This is a genomic window from uncultured Croceicoccus sp., from assembly GCF_947496385.1.
Lineage (GTDB): Bacteria > Pseudomonadota > Alphaproteobacteria > Sphingomonadales > Sphingomonadaceae > Croceicoccus.
The window spans coordinates 186,973-205,176 of record NZ_CANMCP010000004.1 but is presented as its reverse complement, the minus strand read 5'-3'; the positions used below and the strand labels follow the sequence as shown (position 1 = coordinate 205,176).

Sequence of the window (18,204 nt, the reverse complement as noted above, 5' to 3'; positions counted from 1 at the left end):
GTCAGTCTTTGCGCGGACTGCTCTTGCCGAATGCGGCATTCGCGCTGTTTTCCATCATCTGGCGGAACATCTTCAGCCCCAGCTCGCCCATGGGTGCGAATTGCTTCATCATCTCCTGAAGCTGCTCGATATTGCCGGTGCCCTTCATCGCGTTGACGAGGCTGTCGACATAAAGATCGTTCGCACGCGAAACATCGGGCAGGCCGAGAAACCGGCGCGCTTCCTCCGGCGAGCACTCGAACTCGAAATTGCCTTTCATAATGCTCTCCTCCTGTAATGACGTTTCTCACGCTGTCACAGCGGCTTTGCAAAGTCCATCGCGGCCCCCTACTTAATCGTAAACGCCACGAAGGAGATACGCGATGACACTCGACACCCGGATCAAGACGCTCGACGGAAATCAGGAATTCGGCGCCTATGTCGCAAAGCCGGCGGGAAATCCGAAGGCGGCGATGATCGTCATTCAGGAAATCTTCGGCGTCAACGACGGCATTCGCAAGAAATGCGACGATTGGGCGGCGAAAGGCTATCTCGCCATTGCACCCGATCTGTTCTGGCGCGTGGAGCCGGGCGTCGAGACGAGCTGGGACGACGAAGACGAACGGCAGAAAGCGTTCGACATGATGGGCAAGAACAACCCCGACCGCAATGTCGAGGATATCGAAGCCACGATCCGCTGGCTCCGCAAGGAGCGCGATATCACCAAGGTCGGCGCCGTCGGTTTCTGCCTCGGCGGGAAGATCGCCTACATGACCGCGGCGCGCACCGACGTCGACGCGACGGTCGGCTATTACGGGGTCGCCATCGACGAAATGCTGGATGAGAAAGAGGCGATTGCAAAACCGCTCATGCTGCATATCCCGACCGCGGATGATTTCGTCGGTCCCGATGCGCAGGCCCGGATGCACGCCGGACTCGACGATCATCCGAAGGTCACGCTACACGATTACGAAGGGCTCGGCCACGGATTCGCAACCGCGGACGGATCGCGCCGGGACGAGGATGCAGCCGCGCTTGCCAATCGCCGCACCGACGAATTTTTTGCGCAGCATCTGGCCTGAACCCGCGCAGCATGGAAAATAAATCGAACGCCCGCAGCTCGGCAAACCTGGTCCGCCGTTTCCTTGCTCCGGCGGTTCTGCTGGTGCTGTCCGGCCTCGCGCTGATATGGGAGCCGACGCGTTGGGCGTTGCTCGTTCTGCTGCCGTTGCTGGCCATTGCGGTGTTCGATTTCCTTCAAAAGCGCCATACGCTGCGCCGCAATTACCCGCTCATCGCGCGGTTCCGCTGGATCATGGAGGATTTGCGACCCTATCTGCGTAGCTATATCGTCGAAAGCGATCTGGAGGGACGGCCGTTCAACCATGACGAGCGCGCGCTCGTCTATGCCCGGTCGAAGGGGCAGCTCGACGCGCATCCCTTCGGCACCGAGCTCGACGTCTATTCCGATGAATATGAGTGGCTTAGCCATTCGATCGTCCCCAATGCCGACGCGCCCTCCGAATGGCGCGTTCCGGTCGGCAATGCGCAATGTTCGCGCCCGTATCATGCCTCGCTGCTTAATATTTCGGCGATGAGCTTCGGCTCGCTGTCCGCCAATGCGATCATGGCGCTGAACAAGGGTGCGGCCATGGGCAATTTCTACCACGATACGGGAGAAGGCGGGCTTTCGCGCTATCACCGGTCGCACAATGGCGATCTGGTCTGGGAAATCGGGAGCGGCTATTTCGGATGTCGTACCAATGATGGCGGTTTTGATCCCGCGCGTTTCGCCGATGTCGCGCAGGATCCGCAGGTCAAGATGATAGAGATCAAGCTGAGCCAGGGCGCAAAGCCGGGTCATGGCGGTATGCTTCCCGGCAGCAAGGTAACCCAGGAAATTGCCGAGGCACGCAATGTGAAAGTCGGCAAGGATTGCCTGTCTCCGCCCGGGCATTCGACCTTTTCAACGCCGATCGAAATGCTCGAATGGGCGGCCGGTCTGCGCGAAAAATCGGGTGGCAAGCCGGTCGGAATCAAGCTGTGCGTCGGACAACCGCACGAGGTTTTCGCCATCGCGAAGGCCATGCTCGAAACCGGGATCTATCTCGATTTCATCACCGTCGACGGTGCCGAGGGTGGCACCGGCGCCGCGCCGATCGAATTGTCGAACCGCGTCGGCATGCCGCTGCGCGAGGGTCTGATCATGGTGCGCAATGCGCTCGTCGGGACCGACCTCAAACAGCATGTGAAGATCGCCGCGGCGGGCAAGGTGCATTCGGGCGCGCAGATGGCGATGAATTTCGGACTGGGCGCCGATTGGTGCAATGCCGGGCGCGCCTTCATGTTCGCGCTGGGCTGCGTCCAATCGATGCGGTGCCACGACGACACCTGCCCCACCGGCGTCGCGACGCAGGATGCCACGCGCCAACGCGGGCTCGTCGTAATGGACAAGGGGGAGCGGGTCGCCCGCTTTCAAAGCCACACGCTCCACGGCCTGCGTGAGATTGTCGTGGCGATGGGACTGGAAAACCCGTGGCAGATCGCGCCGCATCATATCGGCGAGCGGTTCAACACGGTGCGTTCGGATTCGATGGACCGGTTCTACAATTTCCTCAAACCGGGCGAATTGCTGAACGAGCCGGGCGATACGCAATATCTGCGCCACTGGAAAGCGGCGCAGGCGGACAGTTTCCGGGTCCGTACGGCGTAAACTCCGCTTCGATGCGCGAAACAGGGGACCGTCGCCAACGACGGTCCCCTGTGCGATCTCACTGATTCATCGTGGTGAAGAAATCCTCGTTCGTCTTGGAATCCTTCATCTTGTCGAGCAGGAATTCCATCGCGTCGATCGTGCCCATCTGCATAAGAATGCGGCGCAGCACCCACATTTTCGACAGCTTGTCCTTGTCGACGAGCAGCTCTTCCTTGCGCGTGCCGGACTTGCCGACGTCGAGCGCGGGGAAGATGCGCTTGTCCGACACCTTGCGGTCGAGGACGATTTCCGAATTGCCGGTGCCCTTGAACTCCTCGAAAATCACCTCGTCCATGCGGCTGCCCGTGTCGATCAGCGCGGTGGCGATGATGGAGAGCGAACCGCCCTCCTCGATATTGCGGGCCGCACCGAAGAACCGCTTCGGCCGCTGCAGCGCATTGGCGTCGACACCGCCAGTGAGCACCTTGCCCGAGGACGGCACGACGGTGTTGTAGGCCCGCCCGAGACGCGTGATGGAATCGAGCAGGATGACGACATCCTTCTTGTGCTCGACCAGGCGCTTTGCCTTCTCGATCACCATTTCGGCGACCTGCACGTGGCGCGTGGCCGGCTCGTCAAAGGTGGAGGAGATGACCTCGCCATTGACGCTGCGCTGCATGTCGGTCACTTCCTCAGGCCGTTCGTCGACCAGCAGGACGAGCAGGAACACCTCAGGGTGATTGTCGGTGATCGCCTTGGCGATGTTCTGCAACAACACGGTCTTGCCGGTCCGCGGCGGCGCGACGATCAACGCGCGCTGCCCCTTGCCCTGCGGCGAGATGATGTCGATCACGCGCGAGGATTTGTCCTTCACCGTGGGGTCGGCAATGTCGAGCGTCAGCTTCTCTTCGGGATAGAGCGGCGTCAGATTGTCGAAATTGACGCGGTGACGCACGACATCCGGATCGTCGAAATTGATCTTCAGAAGCTTGGTCAGCGCGAAATAGCGTTCACCGTCCTTGGGTGCGCGGATCTCGCCCTCAACCGTGTCGCCGGTGCGCAGGCCGAATTTCCGCACCTGGTTGGGCGACACGTAAATATCGTCCGGCCCGGCGAGATAGTTCGCCTCCGGGCTGCGCAGGAAACCGAATCCGTCGGACAGAACCTCGATCGTGCCGATGCCGAGGATCTCCTCGCCATCGTCGGCGACCTCTTTGAGGATCGCGAACATGAGGTCCTGGCGGCGGAGCGTGGACGCGCCCTCGACGCCCATTTCCTCGGCCATTTCGACCAGTTCGGCGGGTTTTTTCTGTTTGAGTTCTTTAAGATGCATGGGCTTTGTTCCGTGGCGCGGAGGCCGGGTGTCATGGGAATGGACGATCGCGTTGCGGATGCCCGCAGGCCGGATCGACGATAGGAAATTGGATCGTACCGCCGCGATGGGCGCAGACCGTGCCGTCCGGGAGGACGAGGAGCGGCAGGACGCCGTCTTGGCTTTGCGAATTACGCGCCCGCGCGCAAATCGTCAATCCGGATTCGCGCAAACCCCGGATCCCGGCGGTTCAGTCGGGCAGGTACAGGCGGACCACGATCACTGTCGTCACGATAAGGATGACGGCAATGCCCGGCACTTCGTTGACGAGGCGCAGCGCCTTGCCCGAAAGGCGTTTTTCGCCGCGCGCCAGCTTCTTGCCATAGCCGATCATCCAGCCGTGATAGCCCGAGAGCAGCAGCACTAGCAGCAGCTTCAAGTGGAACCAGGGCGCGCTCCACGCATCGGTCACGAAGGCGAGTGCGAGGCCGAAACCCCATACCGCGACGATCGCGGGGTTGAGGATGATCGTGCGCAGCTTCGCCTCGCGCTCGACCCAGCGGGCGGCCTCCTCCGATCCCTCGGCCGCTTCCTGGTGATAGACGTAGAAGCGCGGCAGCATGAACAGGCCCGCCATCCAGAAGATGACGAAGACCAGGTGGCCAACCTTGAGCCAGGGATAGAGCACGGCGATACCTTCCATCATAGCCACATAAGTAGGGCATCACGGCCCCTGCTGAAAGCCCCGCCTTAAACGCTCCCGCTTATCGCCGCCAGCCCCGGACGGCCTGCAACAATTGCTCGACATGGGGGATCGGCGTGTCCTTGCCGATCCCGTGACCGAGGTTGAACACGTGCGGGCGATCGGCAAAGCAATCGAGGATGAATTGCGCGCGGCGGGTCATCGCCTCGCCGCCGGCGAGCAGCAGCAGCGGATCGATATTGCCCTGCACCGGCATGCCGGCCGGCAATTCCCGTGCCGCCCATTGCGGATCGACCGTTTCGTCGACGCCGACCGCATCGATCCCGGTTTCGCGCGCATAGGCGGCCAGCTTTTCGCCCGCGCCCTTGGGAAAGCCGATGAAGGGCGTGTCGGGGCATTGCGCCTTGAACGCCTCCACAATGCGCACCGTCGGCGCGATGACCCAGCGTTCGAATTCGTCGGGGGCGAGCGTGCCCGACCAGCTGTCGAACAATTGCACCGCCTCGGCGCCGGCCTGTGCCTGTTTGACCAGATATTCGACCGTCACATCGGCGATCGCGTCGATGATCGCGCCGAATGCGAGCGGATCGCGATAGGCCATGGCGCGGGTGGCATGCTGATCCCGGCTGCCTTCGCCGTTCACCATGTAGGTTGCGACGGTCCACGGCGCGCCGGCAAAGCCCAGCATCGTCCGCTCCGCGCCCAATCGCTCCCGCACCAGGGCCACAGTCCGGTAGATCGGATCGAGACGCTCAGGCACGGCCTGGAGCGCCCCCAGCGCATGATCGGCGAGCCGGGGCGTGAGATGCGGCCCCTCCCCTGCGAGGAATTGCAGGTCCTGCCCCATGGCGTAGGGCACGATGAGGATGTCGGAAAACAGGATCGCCCCGTCGAACCCGAACCGGTCGATCGGCTGCATCGTGATCTCCGCGGCGGCCTCGCTATCGTAAACCAGCGCCAGAAATCCGCCCTTTTCCGCGCGCAATGACCGGTATTCGGGGAGGTAGCGCCCGGCCTGCCGCATGAGCCAGAGCGGGCGTTCGGCAAGGTTCGCACCATTCAGCGTGTCGAGGAGAAGTCCGGCCATTTTTTGAAAAGCTCCGCGCAGAATACAGAATAATAAGATTCTAGATAAGGGTTGATGAGAGTTGTTGGCCCTGTGGATATCGGGGAAACATGGCGCCTGCCCGAAATATCACCCGATGGCCACGGGCAATTGCAACTGCGACTCCCGACCCGGCATGAGTCAAAGCATAGTTGTCCGCCTTATGCACAGGCTGTGCACGTTTCGCTGCCCTGTCCACAACCCGCCGCACCGAATCCGGCATAGCGGGGACAGCTCGGCAGCCCGGACTTGTCCACAAGGCTCTCCCGTGGTTTATCGGCGAAGCTTTCCACAGGGTCTCCGGCTGGTGTGCCCTGTGCGCCAAAACAGACGAAAGAGGACGTTCGCTTGACCCCCCTTCATCTCCATCTGCTGTCGGATTCCACAGGCGAAACGCTGGAGATGATCGCCAAGGCCGCGCTCGCGCAGTTCGAGAATGCGATCGTGGACCGGCATTTCTGGCCGATGGTCCGCTCGCAGCAGCATCTCGACCGGATCATGAACGAGATCGTGACGAAGCCGGGACTGGTCCTGTTCACGGTGGTGAACGAGGCCCTGCGCGACAGTCTTGAGAAACGCTGTGCCGAGGCGGGGCTGAAAACGGTCAGCGCGCTCGATTCCGTGACCGATCCGCTGGCGCGCCTGCTCGACAAGGAAAAGGTGCACCGGCCCGGGCGGCAGCACGTGCTCGACGATGCCTATTTCGAGCGGGTCGAGGCGATCCAGTTCACCATCGCGCATGACGATGGCCTGCTCTGGGAAGAATGGGAGGAGGCCGACATCCTGCTCGCCGGCGTGTCGCGCACGTCGAAGACGCCGACGTCGATCTATCTCGCCAATCGCGGCTTTCGCACCGCCAATATCCCGATCGTGGTGGAATCGCCGCCGCCGAACGCGCTTTTCGGCCTGCGCCATCCGATGGTCGTGGGGCTCACCACCTCGACCGACCGGCTGGTTCAGGTGCGGCGCAACCGGCTCCTCTCGCTGAACCAGACGCCGGAAACCGATTACGTGGACAAGGATCGCGTGGAAAAGGAGGTGAAATATGCTCGCCGCATGTTCGCCGACAATGGCTGGGCCGTGATCGACGTCACGCGCCGCTCGATCGAGGAAACCGCCGCCGCCGTGATCAAGCTTTATAATGAACGCAAGGCGAGGCTCGCCGCCGACCCGGACAATATCGGCGGGACGAAACCGATATGAGCATCACCGATATGAGAAGGGCGCCATTGCCGCCGGGCCTCGTGCTCGCGTCCCGCTCCGCCTCGCGTCGAGCCATGCTCGACGGGGCGGGCGTGGCCTATACCGCGCGCCCCGCCGATGTCGACGAGGCCGCGATCAAGACCGCGATGGCAGGAGAAAAGCCCGAAACAATCACGCAGGCGCTTGCCGATGCAAAGGCACTGGCCATTGCGGGGGACGCCGGCGACGCGCTCGTGCTCGGCAGCGATTCGCTGGTTCAGTGCGGCGGGCGATTGTTCGACAAGCCGGAGAGCCGCGAACAGGCGGCAGAGCATTTGCGCTGGTTCTCGGGCCGGACGATGGAGCTGCATAGCGGTGCAGCATTGGTGCAGCATGGGGCGGTAAAATGGCGCCATGCCGCACTTGCCCGCCTCCACGTGCGTGACTTGTCCGACGATTTCATCGCCGCCTATCTCGACAGCGAGTGGCCGGCCGTCGGTGCCTGCGTCGGGGTCTTCATGATCGAGGGGCGCGGCGTGCAATTGTTCGAATCGGTCGAGGGCGATTATTTCTGCATCCTGGGCATGCCCTTGTTCCCGGTGCTTTCGGCGCTGCGCCGGTTCGGAGCGATGCAATCATGAGCATGCCCTTTGCCGAGGTGATCGGCGATCCCATCGCCCAATCGAAATCGCCGGCGATCCACGGCTTCTGGCTCGAACGGCTCGGTATCGAGGCTGCGTATCGCCGATGCCACGTGACCGCGGGCGATCTGCGCGGCTATCTCGACGAACGACGCGGCAATGCCGATTGGCGCGGGTGCAACGTGACCATGCCGCACAAGCAGGCGATCATTCCGCTGCTCGACCGGGTCGATGCGATGGCCGCGCGGATCGGTGCGGTGAATACGGTCGTGCGCGAGGATGGCGCGCTGGTCGGATACAACACCGACGCGCCGGGCTTTCTCGAGCCGTTGCGCCGCGAGCTGGCGCAGACGCATCTGTTCCGCATGGCGCGCATCCTGGGCACGGGCGGTGCGGCGCGGGCGATCGTCGCCGCGCTGGCCGACGCCGGGGCGGTGCTGGTTCTGGCGGGCCGTGATCCGAACAAGGCGCGGGCGATGTTGGACACGCTCGATCCCGGGGGCGAGCATCACGCCGTGCCGCTGTCCCATTTCGCGGAACCGACCAATTTCGCGTTCGACGACCGCGAGGGATGTCTCGACCTCGTCATCAACGCGAGCCCGCTGGGCATGACCGGCCAGCCGCCCCTCCCCTTCGATTTCAGCCATGTCCCACCGCGCAGCATTTGTTATGACATCGTCACCGCGCCCGCGCGCACGCCCTTTCTCGACGAGGCGTCGGAGCGCGGGTATCGCACGGTGGACGGCCTTTCCATGCTGATCGGGCAGGCGGACCATGCCTTTCGCCGGTTTTTCGGCGCGCATCCGCCGCGCGGCGAAGACGAGGAATTGCGGCGGCGGTTGACGGCATGAGCAAACCTTTCATCCTCGGCCTGACCGGCGGGATCGGCATGGGCAAGTCGACCGTCGCGGGCATGTTTCGCGCGGCTGGCGTGCCGGTCTTCGATGCCGACGCGGTGGTGCACCGGTTACAGGGGCCGGGCGGACGCCTGCTCCCCGCGATCGAGGCGGAATTTCCGGGGAGCACCGGGCCGGAAGGGGTGCGGCGCGCCGCACTCGGCGACATGGTGTTCGGCGATGCGGACGCTTTGTCCCGGCTGGAAGCGATCATTCACCCCGCCGTGCGCGAGGAACGAGACACGTTCATGGGCGATAATGCGGATGCGACGCTGATCGTGTTCGACATCCCCTTGCTCTATGAAAAGACGGGCACTGCCGGGCTCGACGCGGTGGCCGTGGTGTCTGCTCCGCCCGATGTGCAGCGTGCCCGCGTCATGGCGCGCCCCGGCATGACGGCGGAAAAACTCGATCATATCGTCGGATTGCAGGTTCCGGACGCGGAAAAACGCGCGCGCGCCGATCATATCATCGACACGGGCACGACTCTGGAGGAAACGCGCGCTGCGGTCGCCGCGCTGATCGCGCGCATCCGTCCCTAAAAAGGGCGACCCGCGGGCCGCCCTTTTCACTCAATCCTCGGCGCTGGGTTCGCCGGAGGTCGTGCCCGTTTCGGAGCCTTCCTCGCCCGGCGTGTCCTTTTTCGGTTTCTTGCGCTTCTTCACCGCCTTGGGAGGGGCGGGCGTCAGCTCGAAATTCAGCACCGGCTTGCCATCCTCGCCATCCTTCGTGCCGACATGGACCTCGCCGCCCTGTGCCAGCTTCCCGAACAACAACTCCTCGGCCAGCGGCTGCTTCACCTTTTCCTGGATCAGCCGGCCCATCGGACGCGCACCATAAAGCCGGTCGTAACCGCGTTCACCCAGCCATTCGCGGGCATCGCTGTCGAACTGGATATGCACGTTCTGATCGGCGAGCTGCAGTTCGAGCTGCAGGATGAACTTGTCCACCACGCGGCTGACGATCGTCTTGCCGAGATAGGCGAAGGGCACGATCGCATCGAGACGGTTGCGGAATTCGGGGGTGAACATCTTCTTCACCGCCTCCTCGCTCGCATCGTCCTTCGATACGTCACCGAAACCGATGCCGCTGCGCTGCATGTCGGCCGCGCCCGCATTGGTCGTCATGATGAGCACGACATTGCGGAAATCGACTGTCTTGCCGTGGTGGTCGGTCAGCCGCCCGTTATCCATGACCTGCAACAATATGTTGAAGAGGTCGGGATGCGCCTTCTCGATCTCGTCGAGCAGGAGCACGCAATGCGGCTGCTGATCGATGGCATCGGTGAGCAGGCCGCCCTGATCAAAGCCAACATAGCCCGGAGGCGCGCCGATCAGCCGCGAAACCGAGTGCCGCTCCATATATTCCGACATGTCGAAACGTTGCAGCGGAATGCCCATGATGTCGGCCAGCTGCCGCGCGACCTCGGTCTTGCCGACGCCGGTCGGGCCGGAAAACAGGAACGAGCCGATCGGCTTGTCCGGATCGCGCAGCCCCGCGCGGCTCAGCTTCATCGCGGTGGACAGCACCTCGATCGCGCGGTCCTGCCCGAACACGACATGTTTCAGGTCGCGGCTCAGGTTTTCGAGCGCCTTCTTGTCGTCCTTCGACACCGATTTGGCCGGGATGCGCGCCATGGTGGAGATGACTTTCTCGATCTCCTTGGCGGTGATGGTCTTCTTCCGGCGGCTGGGCGGCACGAGCATCTGCATCGCGCCGACCTCGTCGATCACGTCGATCGCCTTGTCCGGCAATTTGCGGTCGTTGATGTAACGCGCGGACAGTTCCACCGCGGTCTTGATCGCGTCGGGGGTGTATTTCACCTTGTGGTGATCCTCGAACGCGGTGCGCAGGCCGCGCAGGATCTTCACCGTATCCTCGACCGACGGTTCGTTGACGTCGATCTTCTGGAACCGGCGCAACAGGGCGCGGTCCTTTTCGAAATGGTTGCGGAATTCCTTGTAGGTCGTCGACCCGATGCACCGGATCGCACCCGACGACAGCGCCGGCTTCAACAGGTTGGATGCATCCATCGCACCGCCGCTGGTCGCGCCGGCGCCGATCACGGTATGGATTTCGTCGATGAAGAGCACCGCCTCGGGCATTTTCTCAAGCTCGGAGACGACCTGCTTCAACCGCTCCTCGAAATCGCCGCGATAGCGGGTGCCCGCCAGCAAGGAGCCCATGTCGAGCGAATAGATGACGGCATCCTGCAACACCTCGGGGACCTGCCCCTCGACGATCTTGCGCGCCAGGCCCTCCGCGATCGCGGTCTTGCCCACACCGGGATCGCCGACATAGAGCGGGTTGTTCTTCGACCGGCGGCACAGGATCTGCACCGTGCGATCGACCTCGGAATTGCGGCCGATCAGCGGATCGACCTTCCCGCCGCGCGCCTTGTCGTTGAGATTGACCGTGAACTGGTCGAGTGCCGTTTCCTTCTTGCCCTTGCCCTCGGCCTTTTCCTCGGCACGGGGTTCGTCGTCCGCACCCTTGGCCGGGCCGGCTTCGGCGCGGCCGGTCTTGCCGATGCCGTGGCTGATGAAGCTGACCGCGTCGAGGCGGCTCATATCCTGCTGCTGCAGGAAATAGACGGCATAGGAATCGCGTTCGGAAAACAGCGCGACCAGCACGTTGGCGCCGGTCACGGTATCCTTGCCCGACGATTGCACGTGCAGGATCGCGCGTTGAATCACCCGCTGAAACCCGGCGGTGGGGGACGGGTCGGCCTTTTCCGCGGTCTTGAGCGACTGATACTCCTGATCGAGATATTGTTTCACCACGCCGCCCAGTTCGGAGGTGTCGACGCCGCAGGCTTCCATGACCTGCGCGGCATCGTCATCGCCGATGAGTGCGAGCAGGAGATGTTCCAGAGTCGCATATTCGTGACTGCGCTCTGCCGCATTGGCGAGCGCGGTGTGCAGCGTCTTTTCGAGGCTCTGGGCAAATGAGGGCATATCTTACTTCAATCCTTGCCGAAATCTGATTGCGGGACCGATGATACGATACCGGGTATGAACGGAACGCGAATGCCGTGGTCCGCACGGGCTTTCGCGCGATTCATCCCGGGTCTGTCCGGGCGGGTCTGTCCGGGGATCCGCACAGGCGAAACGCACGCCACCATTCGCATGGGCGAGGCGGCGCGAACCATCACGCAGGCGGCCTGAACAAAAGCTCTGCCGCCCGACGGTGCCGGTCCGCATTCTCCATGTGGGAACGGGTGCGCGCGATTTCCAGTTCGAGGCGCCCGATACGATCGCGCAATTCATCCTGTGACAGGGAATCGAGCGATTCGGCTGCGAGCATGCTCGCCAGATCGCCCTTCGTGCGTGGAAGATCGTCGCCGTCCATTGCAGTGCACAATGTTGGCCGTGATCGGCTTGCTGTCAACACGGTAGCGCGTTAACGGTTCGATTGTGGCGCGAAATCCACATGCCATCCTTGCATGGCCATCCTTGCATGGGCCGGCACGCGAGCCGTGCGCCCAGCCCGGCGATGGCCCGTTCAGGATAACCCGTTCCCAGTGATGGAAGGAATTGCGATGACGCAGGACGAGATGACCGCGGTGCTTTTCGAAAAACCCGGCGGTCCCGAAGTCGCACGGACGCAGACCGTGGCCCGCCCGAAACCGGGTCCGGGGCAGGTGCTCATCCGCGTCGCCCATGCCGGGGTGAACCGTCCCGACATCATCCAGCGCGAGGGCAAATACCCCCCGCCCCCGGGTGCGCCGGACATTCCCGGTCTCGAAATATCGGGCACGGTCGCGGTGCTGGGCGACGGGGTGGATATGCTGGCGGAAGGGGACCGGGTCTGCGCGCTGGTATCGGGTGGTGGGTATGCGGAATATTGCGTGGCGGATGGGCGCCATTGCCTGCCGGTGCCGGACGGGCTGTCCATGGCGGAGGCCGCGGCCATGCCCGAAACGCTGTTCACCGTGTGGCACAACGTGTTCGACCGCGGATCGGCCGCGGATGGCGACACGATGCTGCTGCATGGCGGGACGAGCGGCATCGGCACGATGGCCGCAATGCTCGCGAGACTATTCCGGGTGCGCACGATCGTGACTTGCGGAAGCGATGAAAAATGCGAGGCCGCGCTGCGCATCGGGGCGGATCATGCCATCAATTACAAGACGCAGGATTTCGTCGCCGAAACCGCCTGCATCACCGGGGACAAGGGCGTGAACGTCGTGCTCGACATGATGTCGGGCGATTATGTTGCGCGCAATATCGAATGCCTCGCCCCCGATGGGCGGCACGTGACGATCGCGGTGCTCGGCGGGGCGAAGGCGACCATCAACATGGGCAATGTCATGCGCAAGCGCCTCCACCTCACCGGCTCCACGCTCCGCCCGCGAAGCGCCGATTTCAAGGCCGCGCTGGCGCAGGAAATCCGCCGGGTGGTCTGGCCCTTCGTCGAAAACGGACAGCTGCGCCCGGTCATGGACCGCCGTTTCGCGCTTGCTGACGTGGCCGATGCCCATGCCTACATGGACAGCGGCGACCATATCGGGAAGGTCGTGCTCGACGTCGAGGGGTGAGTGCGCGGGCTGGGGCCCTGCCCCCGGTCTGCCACTAATGCTTGCCCTTGTGCGCTCTATGGCGTAATCGGCACGGGCAAGCGGCCGCTCCGGGAAGGGGCGGCCCTTATCGTATTCAACCCCCGCGCGCAGGCCGTTCCCGGCCCGCCGGGGCCAAGCCAGAGGGTTTTCCCGTGAGCCAGAACCAAGCAACTCCGCTGATGCCGCATGCAACCGCGAGCTGGCTGGTGGACAACACCGCCCTGACCTTCGACCAGATCGCCGACTTCTGCGGCCTCCACATCCTCGAGGTGCAGGCGATGGCCGACGACATGGCCGGACAGAAATACACCGGGCGCGATCCCGTCCGCGCCGGCGAACTCACCCATGCCGAGATCGAGAAGGCGCAGGACGATTCGTCCTACCGCATGAAGATGCACAAGGCGCCGGTGCAGATGCAGCGCACCAAGGGTCCGCGTTACACCCCGGTGTCGAAGCGCCAGGACAAGCCGGACGGCATCGCGTGGATCCTGCGCAACCACCCGGAAATTTCCGACGCGCAGATTTCGAAGATGATCGGCACGACGCGCAACACGATTGCCGCGATTCGTGATCGCTCGCACTGGAACATTCAGAACATCAATCCCAAGGATCCGGTCACGCTCGGCCTGTGTTCGCAGCGCGAGCTCGACGCGGCGGTTGCCAAGGCCGCGAAGAAGGCCGGCACCGACGAGGCGGAGCCCAAGACCGACACCCGCCTCACCGACGACCGTCAGGCGCTCATCGACGAGCTCAAGGCCGAGCGGGTGCAGGCGGCGCAGGACGCGGTCGAAGCCGCGCAGGAAGCTGAGGCGCAGGCTTGGCTCGACGCACGCAAGGCCGAGGGCAACGCGCAGGATTGATCCGCGCCATCCGCCGCGACAATCCGGCAAGCGCATGAAAAAGCCCGGCCCCCGTTTGCGGGAGCCGGGCTTTTTCATGCGCTTGGCCCGCGCGGAACCGGTACCGGATCGGCTTGCAGGAACGGGCGGACTGTGCAAAATAGCTTACAAAGATGTAAGTAGGAGAGTGAGCACGTGTCCGATTGGCCCCCGCAGGATGCGGGCGAAACCGCATTGGTCGAGAATTACCGCCACCCGGGGAGCTGGGATCAGCAGTTCGAACCGCTGACCATGCCGGCCATGTTCGCGGCGTCACGGGACCGCGCCGGCGACAATGCGCTGGTCGATTTCTACGGACGCCGCTTCACCTATCGCGAGATGCACCGCGAGGCATCGCGCATCGCCGCCGCGCTGCAGGCACGGGGCATTGGCAAGGGCGACCGCGTCGGGCTGTTCCTGCCGAACGTGCCGATGTATATCACGGCCTATTATGGCATCATGATTGCGGGCGCGTCGGCGGTGAATTTCTCGCCGCTCTATACCGTCGATGAACTGGCCGCGCAGGTTGACGATTCGGGCATCGACACGCTGTTCACGCTTGATAGCAGCGCGCTTTTTCCCACCGCGTGCAAGGTGCTCGACAGATCGCGGCTCCAACGGCTCGTCGTCGGGCGGTTGAAGCATATGCTGCCGATGGGCAAGGGCGCGCTTCTGCGGGCGTTCGGGCGAAAACAGGTGTCGGACCTTCCCGAGGGCGACCGCATCGTCGACCTGTGGGCCTTCATCGCGGGCCATACCGACCCCGAACCGGTCACGCTCGATCCGATGGAAGATGTCGCGCTGATTCAATACACGGGCGGGACCACCGGCGTGCCGAAAGGCGCCATGCTGACGCATCAGAACCTCACCGCCAATGCGCGCCAGGTCGCGCGGGTCGACATTCATCGCGGCAAGCGGGACGTGATCGTCGGTGTGCTCCCGCTGTTTCACGTGTTCGCCAACACCTGCGTGCTCAATCGCACCGTGCTGGTAGGCGGGATGATCGCGATGCTGCCGCGTTTCGATGCGCGCGATACGCTGAAAACGATCGCGCGGGTCAAGGCGACCTCCCTTCCCGGCGTTCCGACCATGTATCAGGCGCTGATCGACCGGCGCGAGGCTGCCTATACCGATTTCTCGTCATTGCGGGTGTGCATTGCCGGGGGGGCGCCCTTGCCTCTCCCGTTGAAGGAAAAGTTTCAGCAGGCGACCGGGGCGAAGCTGATCGAAGGATACGGGCTTACGGAAAGTTCGGGCGTGGTGTCGACCAATCCTTACGAGGACGGCGAAAAGCCCGGAACGATCGGGCAATTGCTGCCGGGCACGCGCATTCGCCTGCTGAACAAAGAAGACCCTTCGCAAACGGCCCCGCCGGGCGAGCCGGGCGAGCTCGCCATCAAGGGGCCGCAGATCATGAAGGGCTACTGGAACAAGGATTCGCGCGACGATTTCGCCGATGGCTATTTCCGCACCGGGGATGTTGCGACCGTCGATGCGGATGGTTTCCTCAATATCGTCGACCGGATCAAGGACATGATCAGCGTCGGCGGCTTCAAGGTGTTCCCGAGCCAGATCGAGGACGTCCTGCTCGAATTCGAAGCGGTGAAGGAAGCCTTGGTCATCGGGGTGCCCGATGCCTATCGCGGGGAAAGTCCCAAGGCCTTCATCACGCTTAACGATGGTTTTGCCGAGGATGGCGATGTGCTGAAGGATCGGCTGAACGCCCGTCTCGGCAAGCATGAGCGGGTCGTGGCCGTGGTCGTGCGGGAGGAACTGCCCAAGACCATGATCGGTAAGCTCGACCGCAAGGCCTTGCGCGCACAGGAGGCTGTTCCCGCCTGATCCCGCGGGTTGTTTCACGTGAAATAGGCGGTGGGGGCGGTTGGACGCGCAACAGGACGCGGCCGGCTGGTGCCGGGTCGACCGTTCGACTTGCCCACGGCATGCTGCATGCCATTGCGCAGCAGAGCGCCGTTTTGCGCCAGAGTGCGCGAGGCGTGAGGTCGGCGGTGGAACCCTGCCCCGCCCCGCCGTGCCGAAAGGGCAAACAGCGCCACGACGGTTGCATTGACCATGCATCGGGCACATCTTGCCGTAAATTCCGGGCTTACCCCTGACTTTTGCAGTGCAACATGCTATGTATGGGCCATGAACATGACACAGACGCTTGAACCCGAAACGAAGGCGGAAACGCCCGAACACCTGATCTCCCGCCTTGCCAAGGATGCCCGCGCCGCACAGCGCGTGCTCGCCGGCATGGCCGATGGCGACAAGGCCGATGCCTTGCGCGCCGCCGCCGCTGCGCTGCGAGAGGACAAGGATGCGATCCTCGCTGCCAATGCCAAGGACATCGCCGCCGGCAAGGAACGCGACCTGCCCGCCGCCATGCTTGACCGGCTGAAGCTGGACGAGGAACGGCTCGAGGGGATTGCCAGCGCGGTGGAAAATGTCGCCGCCCTGCCCGATCCCGTCGGCGACGTGATCGACCGTTCCGAAATGCCCAACGGCCTGAAGATGTCGCGCGTGCGCGTGCCCATCGGCGTGATCGGCATCATTTACGAAAGCCGCCCGAACGTGACCGCCGACGCGGCTGCACTCTGCGTGCGGGCCGGGAACGCGGCGCTGCTGCGCGGCGGGAGCGAGGCGGTGCATTCCAACCGCGCCATCGACGCCGCCATGTCGCGCGGCCTACTGTCGAAGGGCGTGCCCGAGGGTGCGATCCAGCTGATCCCGACGCAGGATCGCGCCGCGGTCGGCGCGCTGCTCAAGGCAGCGGGCGAGGTTGATATGATCGTGCCGCGCGGCGGCAAGTCGCTGGTCGCGCGGGTGCAGGAAGAGGCGCGGGTTCCCGTGCTCGCCCACCTCGACGGGATCAACCACACCTATGTCCACGCCGCCGCCACGCCCGACATGGCAGAGGCGGTCGCCGTCAATGCCAAGATGCGCCGGACCGGCGTATGCGGTGCGCTGGAAACGCTGCTCCTCGACGCGAACTATCCGAAGAGCGGGGCACTGCTGGCCAAAATTCTCGATTCGGGATGCGCCCTGCGCGGTGACAGCCGGGCGCGCTCGCTCGACAGCCGGATCGACGCCGCCGATGACGAGGATTGGGACACCGAATATCTCGATGCCATCCTCGCGGTGAAGATCGTCGACGGTCTGGACGAGGCACTGGCGCATATCTCGGCGCATTCGTCGGGCCATACCGATGCCATCATCACCAGCGATGACGACACCGCCGAACGCTTCCTCAACGAAGTGGACAGCGCCATCGTCATGGCCAATGCCAGCAGCCAGTTCGCCGATGGCGGCGAATTCGGCCTTGGCGCGGAAATCGGCATTGCCACCGGCCGCCTCCACGCGCGCGGTCCCGTCGCACTCGAAGGGTTGACCACCTACAAATGGCAGGTGCGCGGCACGGGGCAGACGCGCCCCTGATGCGCCATTTCACGCGCATGGCGGGTTGAATGGCCGCCATGCATCCCGTGCACACCGGGCTTCTGGGCGGGAGTTTCAATCCCGCCCATGGCGGCCACCGGCGAATCAGCCTGTTCGCGATGGATGCCCTGCACCTCGACGAGGTGTGGTGGATGGTGTCGCCCGGCAATCCGTTGAAGGCAAAGGCGGGCATGGCCCCCCTCCCCGCCCGGCTGGCGTCGGCGCGCGATATGGCGCGCGGCACCCGCATCCGTGCCACCGCGATCGAGGCGCAGATGCAGACCCGTTACACCGTCGATACGCTGCGTGCACTGATCCGGCGCTATCCCGGACGGCGATTCGTGTGGCTGATGGGGGCGGACAATCTGGCGCAGTTTCACCGCTGGCGCGATTGGCGCGCCATTGCGCGGCTGTTGCCGATCGCGGTCATCGCACGGCCCGGTTATGATGCGGCCGCGTTGCGCAGCCCGGCGATGGCATGGCTCCGCCGCTATCGCGTGTCGCCGGCGCGTCTGCGGGACAAAGGGCGTTCGCAAGCTTCGCTACAGCAGCCTGCCTGGGCGTTCCTGCGATTCGATCCGGACCCACGTTCCGCCACCGCCATTCGCGCGAAATCGCCGGGCTGGGCAACGGATCACGCATCCCTGCGACCGCGCGACGGGGTGACCCGCCGCATCATATCGCAACCAAAGGGTTGAGCCGAGGCCCAAGAGGGGCCACATTCACACGCACAAGGCGCGGCCACGACCGGTCCATCGGCGAATCGATGCACCTTTTTTTCCGCGACCCCATATTTTTGACCACATCGGGAGGC

Annotated in this window: 18 protein-coding genes; 11 read left to right on the top strand and 7 right to left on the bottom strand. The window is 63.8% G+C overall.

Translation table 11 applies throughout. From position 1 onward, the window contains the following. Position 1: 1 nt before the first annotated feature. Entirely contained in the window at positions 2-259 is a 258-nt protein-coding gene (locus Q0897_RS08650; protein ID WP_299308899.1) for a DUF6489 family protein, read from the bottom strand. A gap of 103 nt (positions 260-362) precedes the next feature. On the opposite strand from Q0897_RS08650, the gene Q0897_RS08645 reads away from it, so the two are divergent. Continuing rightward, on the top strand, positions 363-1,061 hold the full coding sequence (locus Q0897_RS08645) for a dienelactone hydrolase family protein (RefSeq protein ID WP_299308897.1): 699 nt from the start codon (positions 363-365) through the stop codon (positions 1,059-1,061). A gap of 11 nt (positions 1,062-1,072) precedes the next feature. Then, positions 1,073-2,692: an FMN-binding glutamate synthase family protein gene (locus Q0897_RS08640; protein ID WP_299308896.1), complete on the top strand. Its 1,620-nt coding sequence runs from the start codon at positions 1,073-1,075 to the stop codon at positions 2,690-2,692. A 58-nt stretch (positions 2,693-2,750) separates the two neighbouring features. Here Q0897_RS08640 and rho read toward each other — a convergent pair whose 3' ends face one another. From rho to hemE, 3 genes are all read right to left on the bottom strand, one after another. Continuing rightward, positions 2,751-4,007: a transcription termination factor Rho gene (gene rho, locus Q0897_RS08635; protein ID WP_299308895.1), complete on the bottom strand. Its 1,257-nt coding sequence runs from the start codon at positions 4,005-4,007 to the stop codon at positions 2,751-2,753. 229 nt (positions 4,008-4,236) lie between these two features. Beyond that, a complete protein-coding gene (locus tag Q0897_RS08630; protein ID WP_299309102.1) occupies positions 4,237-4,689 on the bottom strand; it encodes a CopD family protein in 453 nt (150 codons plus the stop codon). Positions 4,690-4,750: 61 nt separating this feature from the next. Next, positions 4,751-5,776 (bottom strand): uroporphyrinogen decarboxylase, encoded by a 1,026-nt coding sequence (hemE, locus tag Q0897_RS08625; RefSeq protein WP_299308894.1) that lies wholly within the window; start codon positions 5,774-5,776, stop codon positions 4,751-4,753. Positions 5,777-6,142: 366 nt separating this feature from the next. On the opposite strand from hemE, the gene Q0897_RS08620 reads away from it, so the two are divergent. From Q0897_RS08620 to coaE, 4 genes are read left to right on the top strand one after another with little or no spacing between them, the layout of a single operon-like run. Then, entirely contained in the window at positions 6,143-6,997 is an 855-nt protein-coding gene (locus tag Q0897_RS08620; RefSeq protein WP_202086989.1) for a pyruvate, water dikinase regulatory protein, read from the top strand. Beyond that, complete coding sequence (locus Q0897_RS08615; protein WP_299308893.1) at positions 6,994-7,617, top strand: nucleoside triphosphate pyrophosphatase; 624 nt, start codon at positions 6,994-6,996, stop codon at positions 7,615-7,617. The genes Q0897_RS08620 and Q0897_RS08615 overlap by 4 nt, the downstream gene beginning before the upstream one ends. Beyond that, a complete protein-coding gene (aroE, locus tag Q0897_RS08610; protein WP_299308892.1) occupies positions 7,614-8,468 on the top strand; it encodes a shikimate dehydrogenase in 855 nt (284 codons plus the stop codon). Before Q0897_RS08615 ends, aroE begins: the two co-directional genes overlap by 4 nt. Then, positions 8,465-9,055, top strand: coding sequence for a dephospho-CoA kinase (gene coaE, locus Q0897_RS08605; protein WP_299308890.1), 591 nt, complete (start codon positions 8,465-8,467; stop codon positions 9,053-9,055). The genes aroE and coaE overlap by 4 nt, the downstream gene beginning before the upstream one ends. A 30-nt stretch (positions 9,056-9,085) precedes the next feature. Here coaE and clpA read toward each other — a convergent pair whose 3' ends face one another. Both clpA and Q0897_RS08595 read right to left on the bottom strand, forming a co-directional pair. Next, positions 9,086-11,470, bottom strand: a complete 2,385-nt coding sequence (gene clpA, locus Q0897_RS08600; RefSeq protein ID WP_299308889.1) for an ATP-dependent Clp protease ATP-binding subunit ClpA — start codon at positions 11,468-11,470, stop codon at positions 9,086-9,088. Between the two features lie 193 nt (positions 11,471-11,663). After that, positions 11,664-11,864 (bottom strand): DUF1192 domain-containing protein, encoded by a 201-nt coding sequence (locus Q0897_RS08595; RefSeq protein WP_299308887.1) that lies wholly within the window; start codon positions 11,862-11,864, stop codon positions 11,664-11,666. A gap of 190 nt (positions 11,865-12,054) precedes the next feature. Between Q0897_RS08595 and Q0897_RS08590 the strand changes: the two genes are divergently transcribed. From Q0897_RS08590 to Q0897_RS08580, 3 genes are all read left to right on the top strand, one after another. Further along, entirely contained in the window at positions 12,055-13,053 is a 999-nt protein-coding gene (locus tag Q0897_RS08590) for an NAD(P)H-quinone oxidoreductase (protein WP_299308886.1), read from the top strand. 200 nt (positions 13,054-13,253) lie between these two features. Further along, positions 13,254-13,934: a DUF1013 domain-containing protein gene (locus tag Q0897_RS08585; RefSeq protein ID WP_299309101.1), complete on the top strand. Its 681-nt coding sequence runs from the start codon at positions 13,254-13,256 to the stop codon at positions 13,932-13,934. A gap of 174 nt (positions 13,935-14,108) precedes the next feature. Then, positions 14,109-15,794, top strand: coding sequence for an AMP-binding protein (locus tag Q0897_RS08580; protein ID WP_299308884.1), 1,686 nt, complete (start codon positions 14,109-14,111; stop codon positions 15,792-15,794). 14 nt (positions 15,795-15,808) lie between these two features. Here Q0897_RS08580 and Q0897_RS08575 read toward each other — a convergent pair whose 3' ends face one another. After that, positions 15,809-16,027 (bottom strand): hypothetical protein, encoded by a 219-nt coding sequence (locus tag Q0897_RS08575; RefSeq protein WP_299308882.1) that lies wholly within the window; start codon positions 16,025-16,027, stop codon positions 15,809-15,811. 73 nt (positions 16,028-16,100) lie between these two features. Between Q0897_RS08575 and Q0897_RS08570 the strand changes: the two genes are divergently transcribed. Continuing rightward, the gene (locus Q0897_RS08570; RefSeq protein ID WP_299308881.1) at positions 16,101-17,390 is read left to right on the top strand and encodes a glutamate-5-semialdehyde dehydrogenase; all 1,290 of its coding nucleotides are present in this window, start codon (positions 16,101-16,103) and stop codon (positions 17,388-17,390) included. Between the two features lie 29 nt (positions 17,391-17,419). Continuing rightward, entirely contained in the window at positions 17,420-18,088 is a 669-nt protein-coding gene (locus tag Q0897_RS08565) for a nicotinate-nucleotide adenylyltransferase (RefSeq protein ID WP_299308879.1), read from the top strand. Positions 18,089-18,204 lie beyond the last annotated feature (116 nt).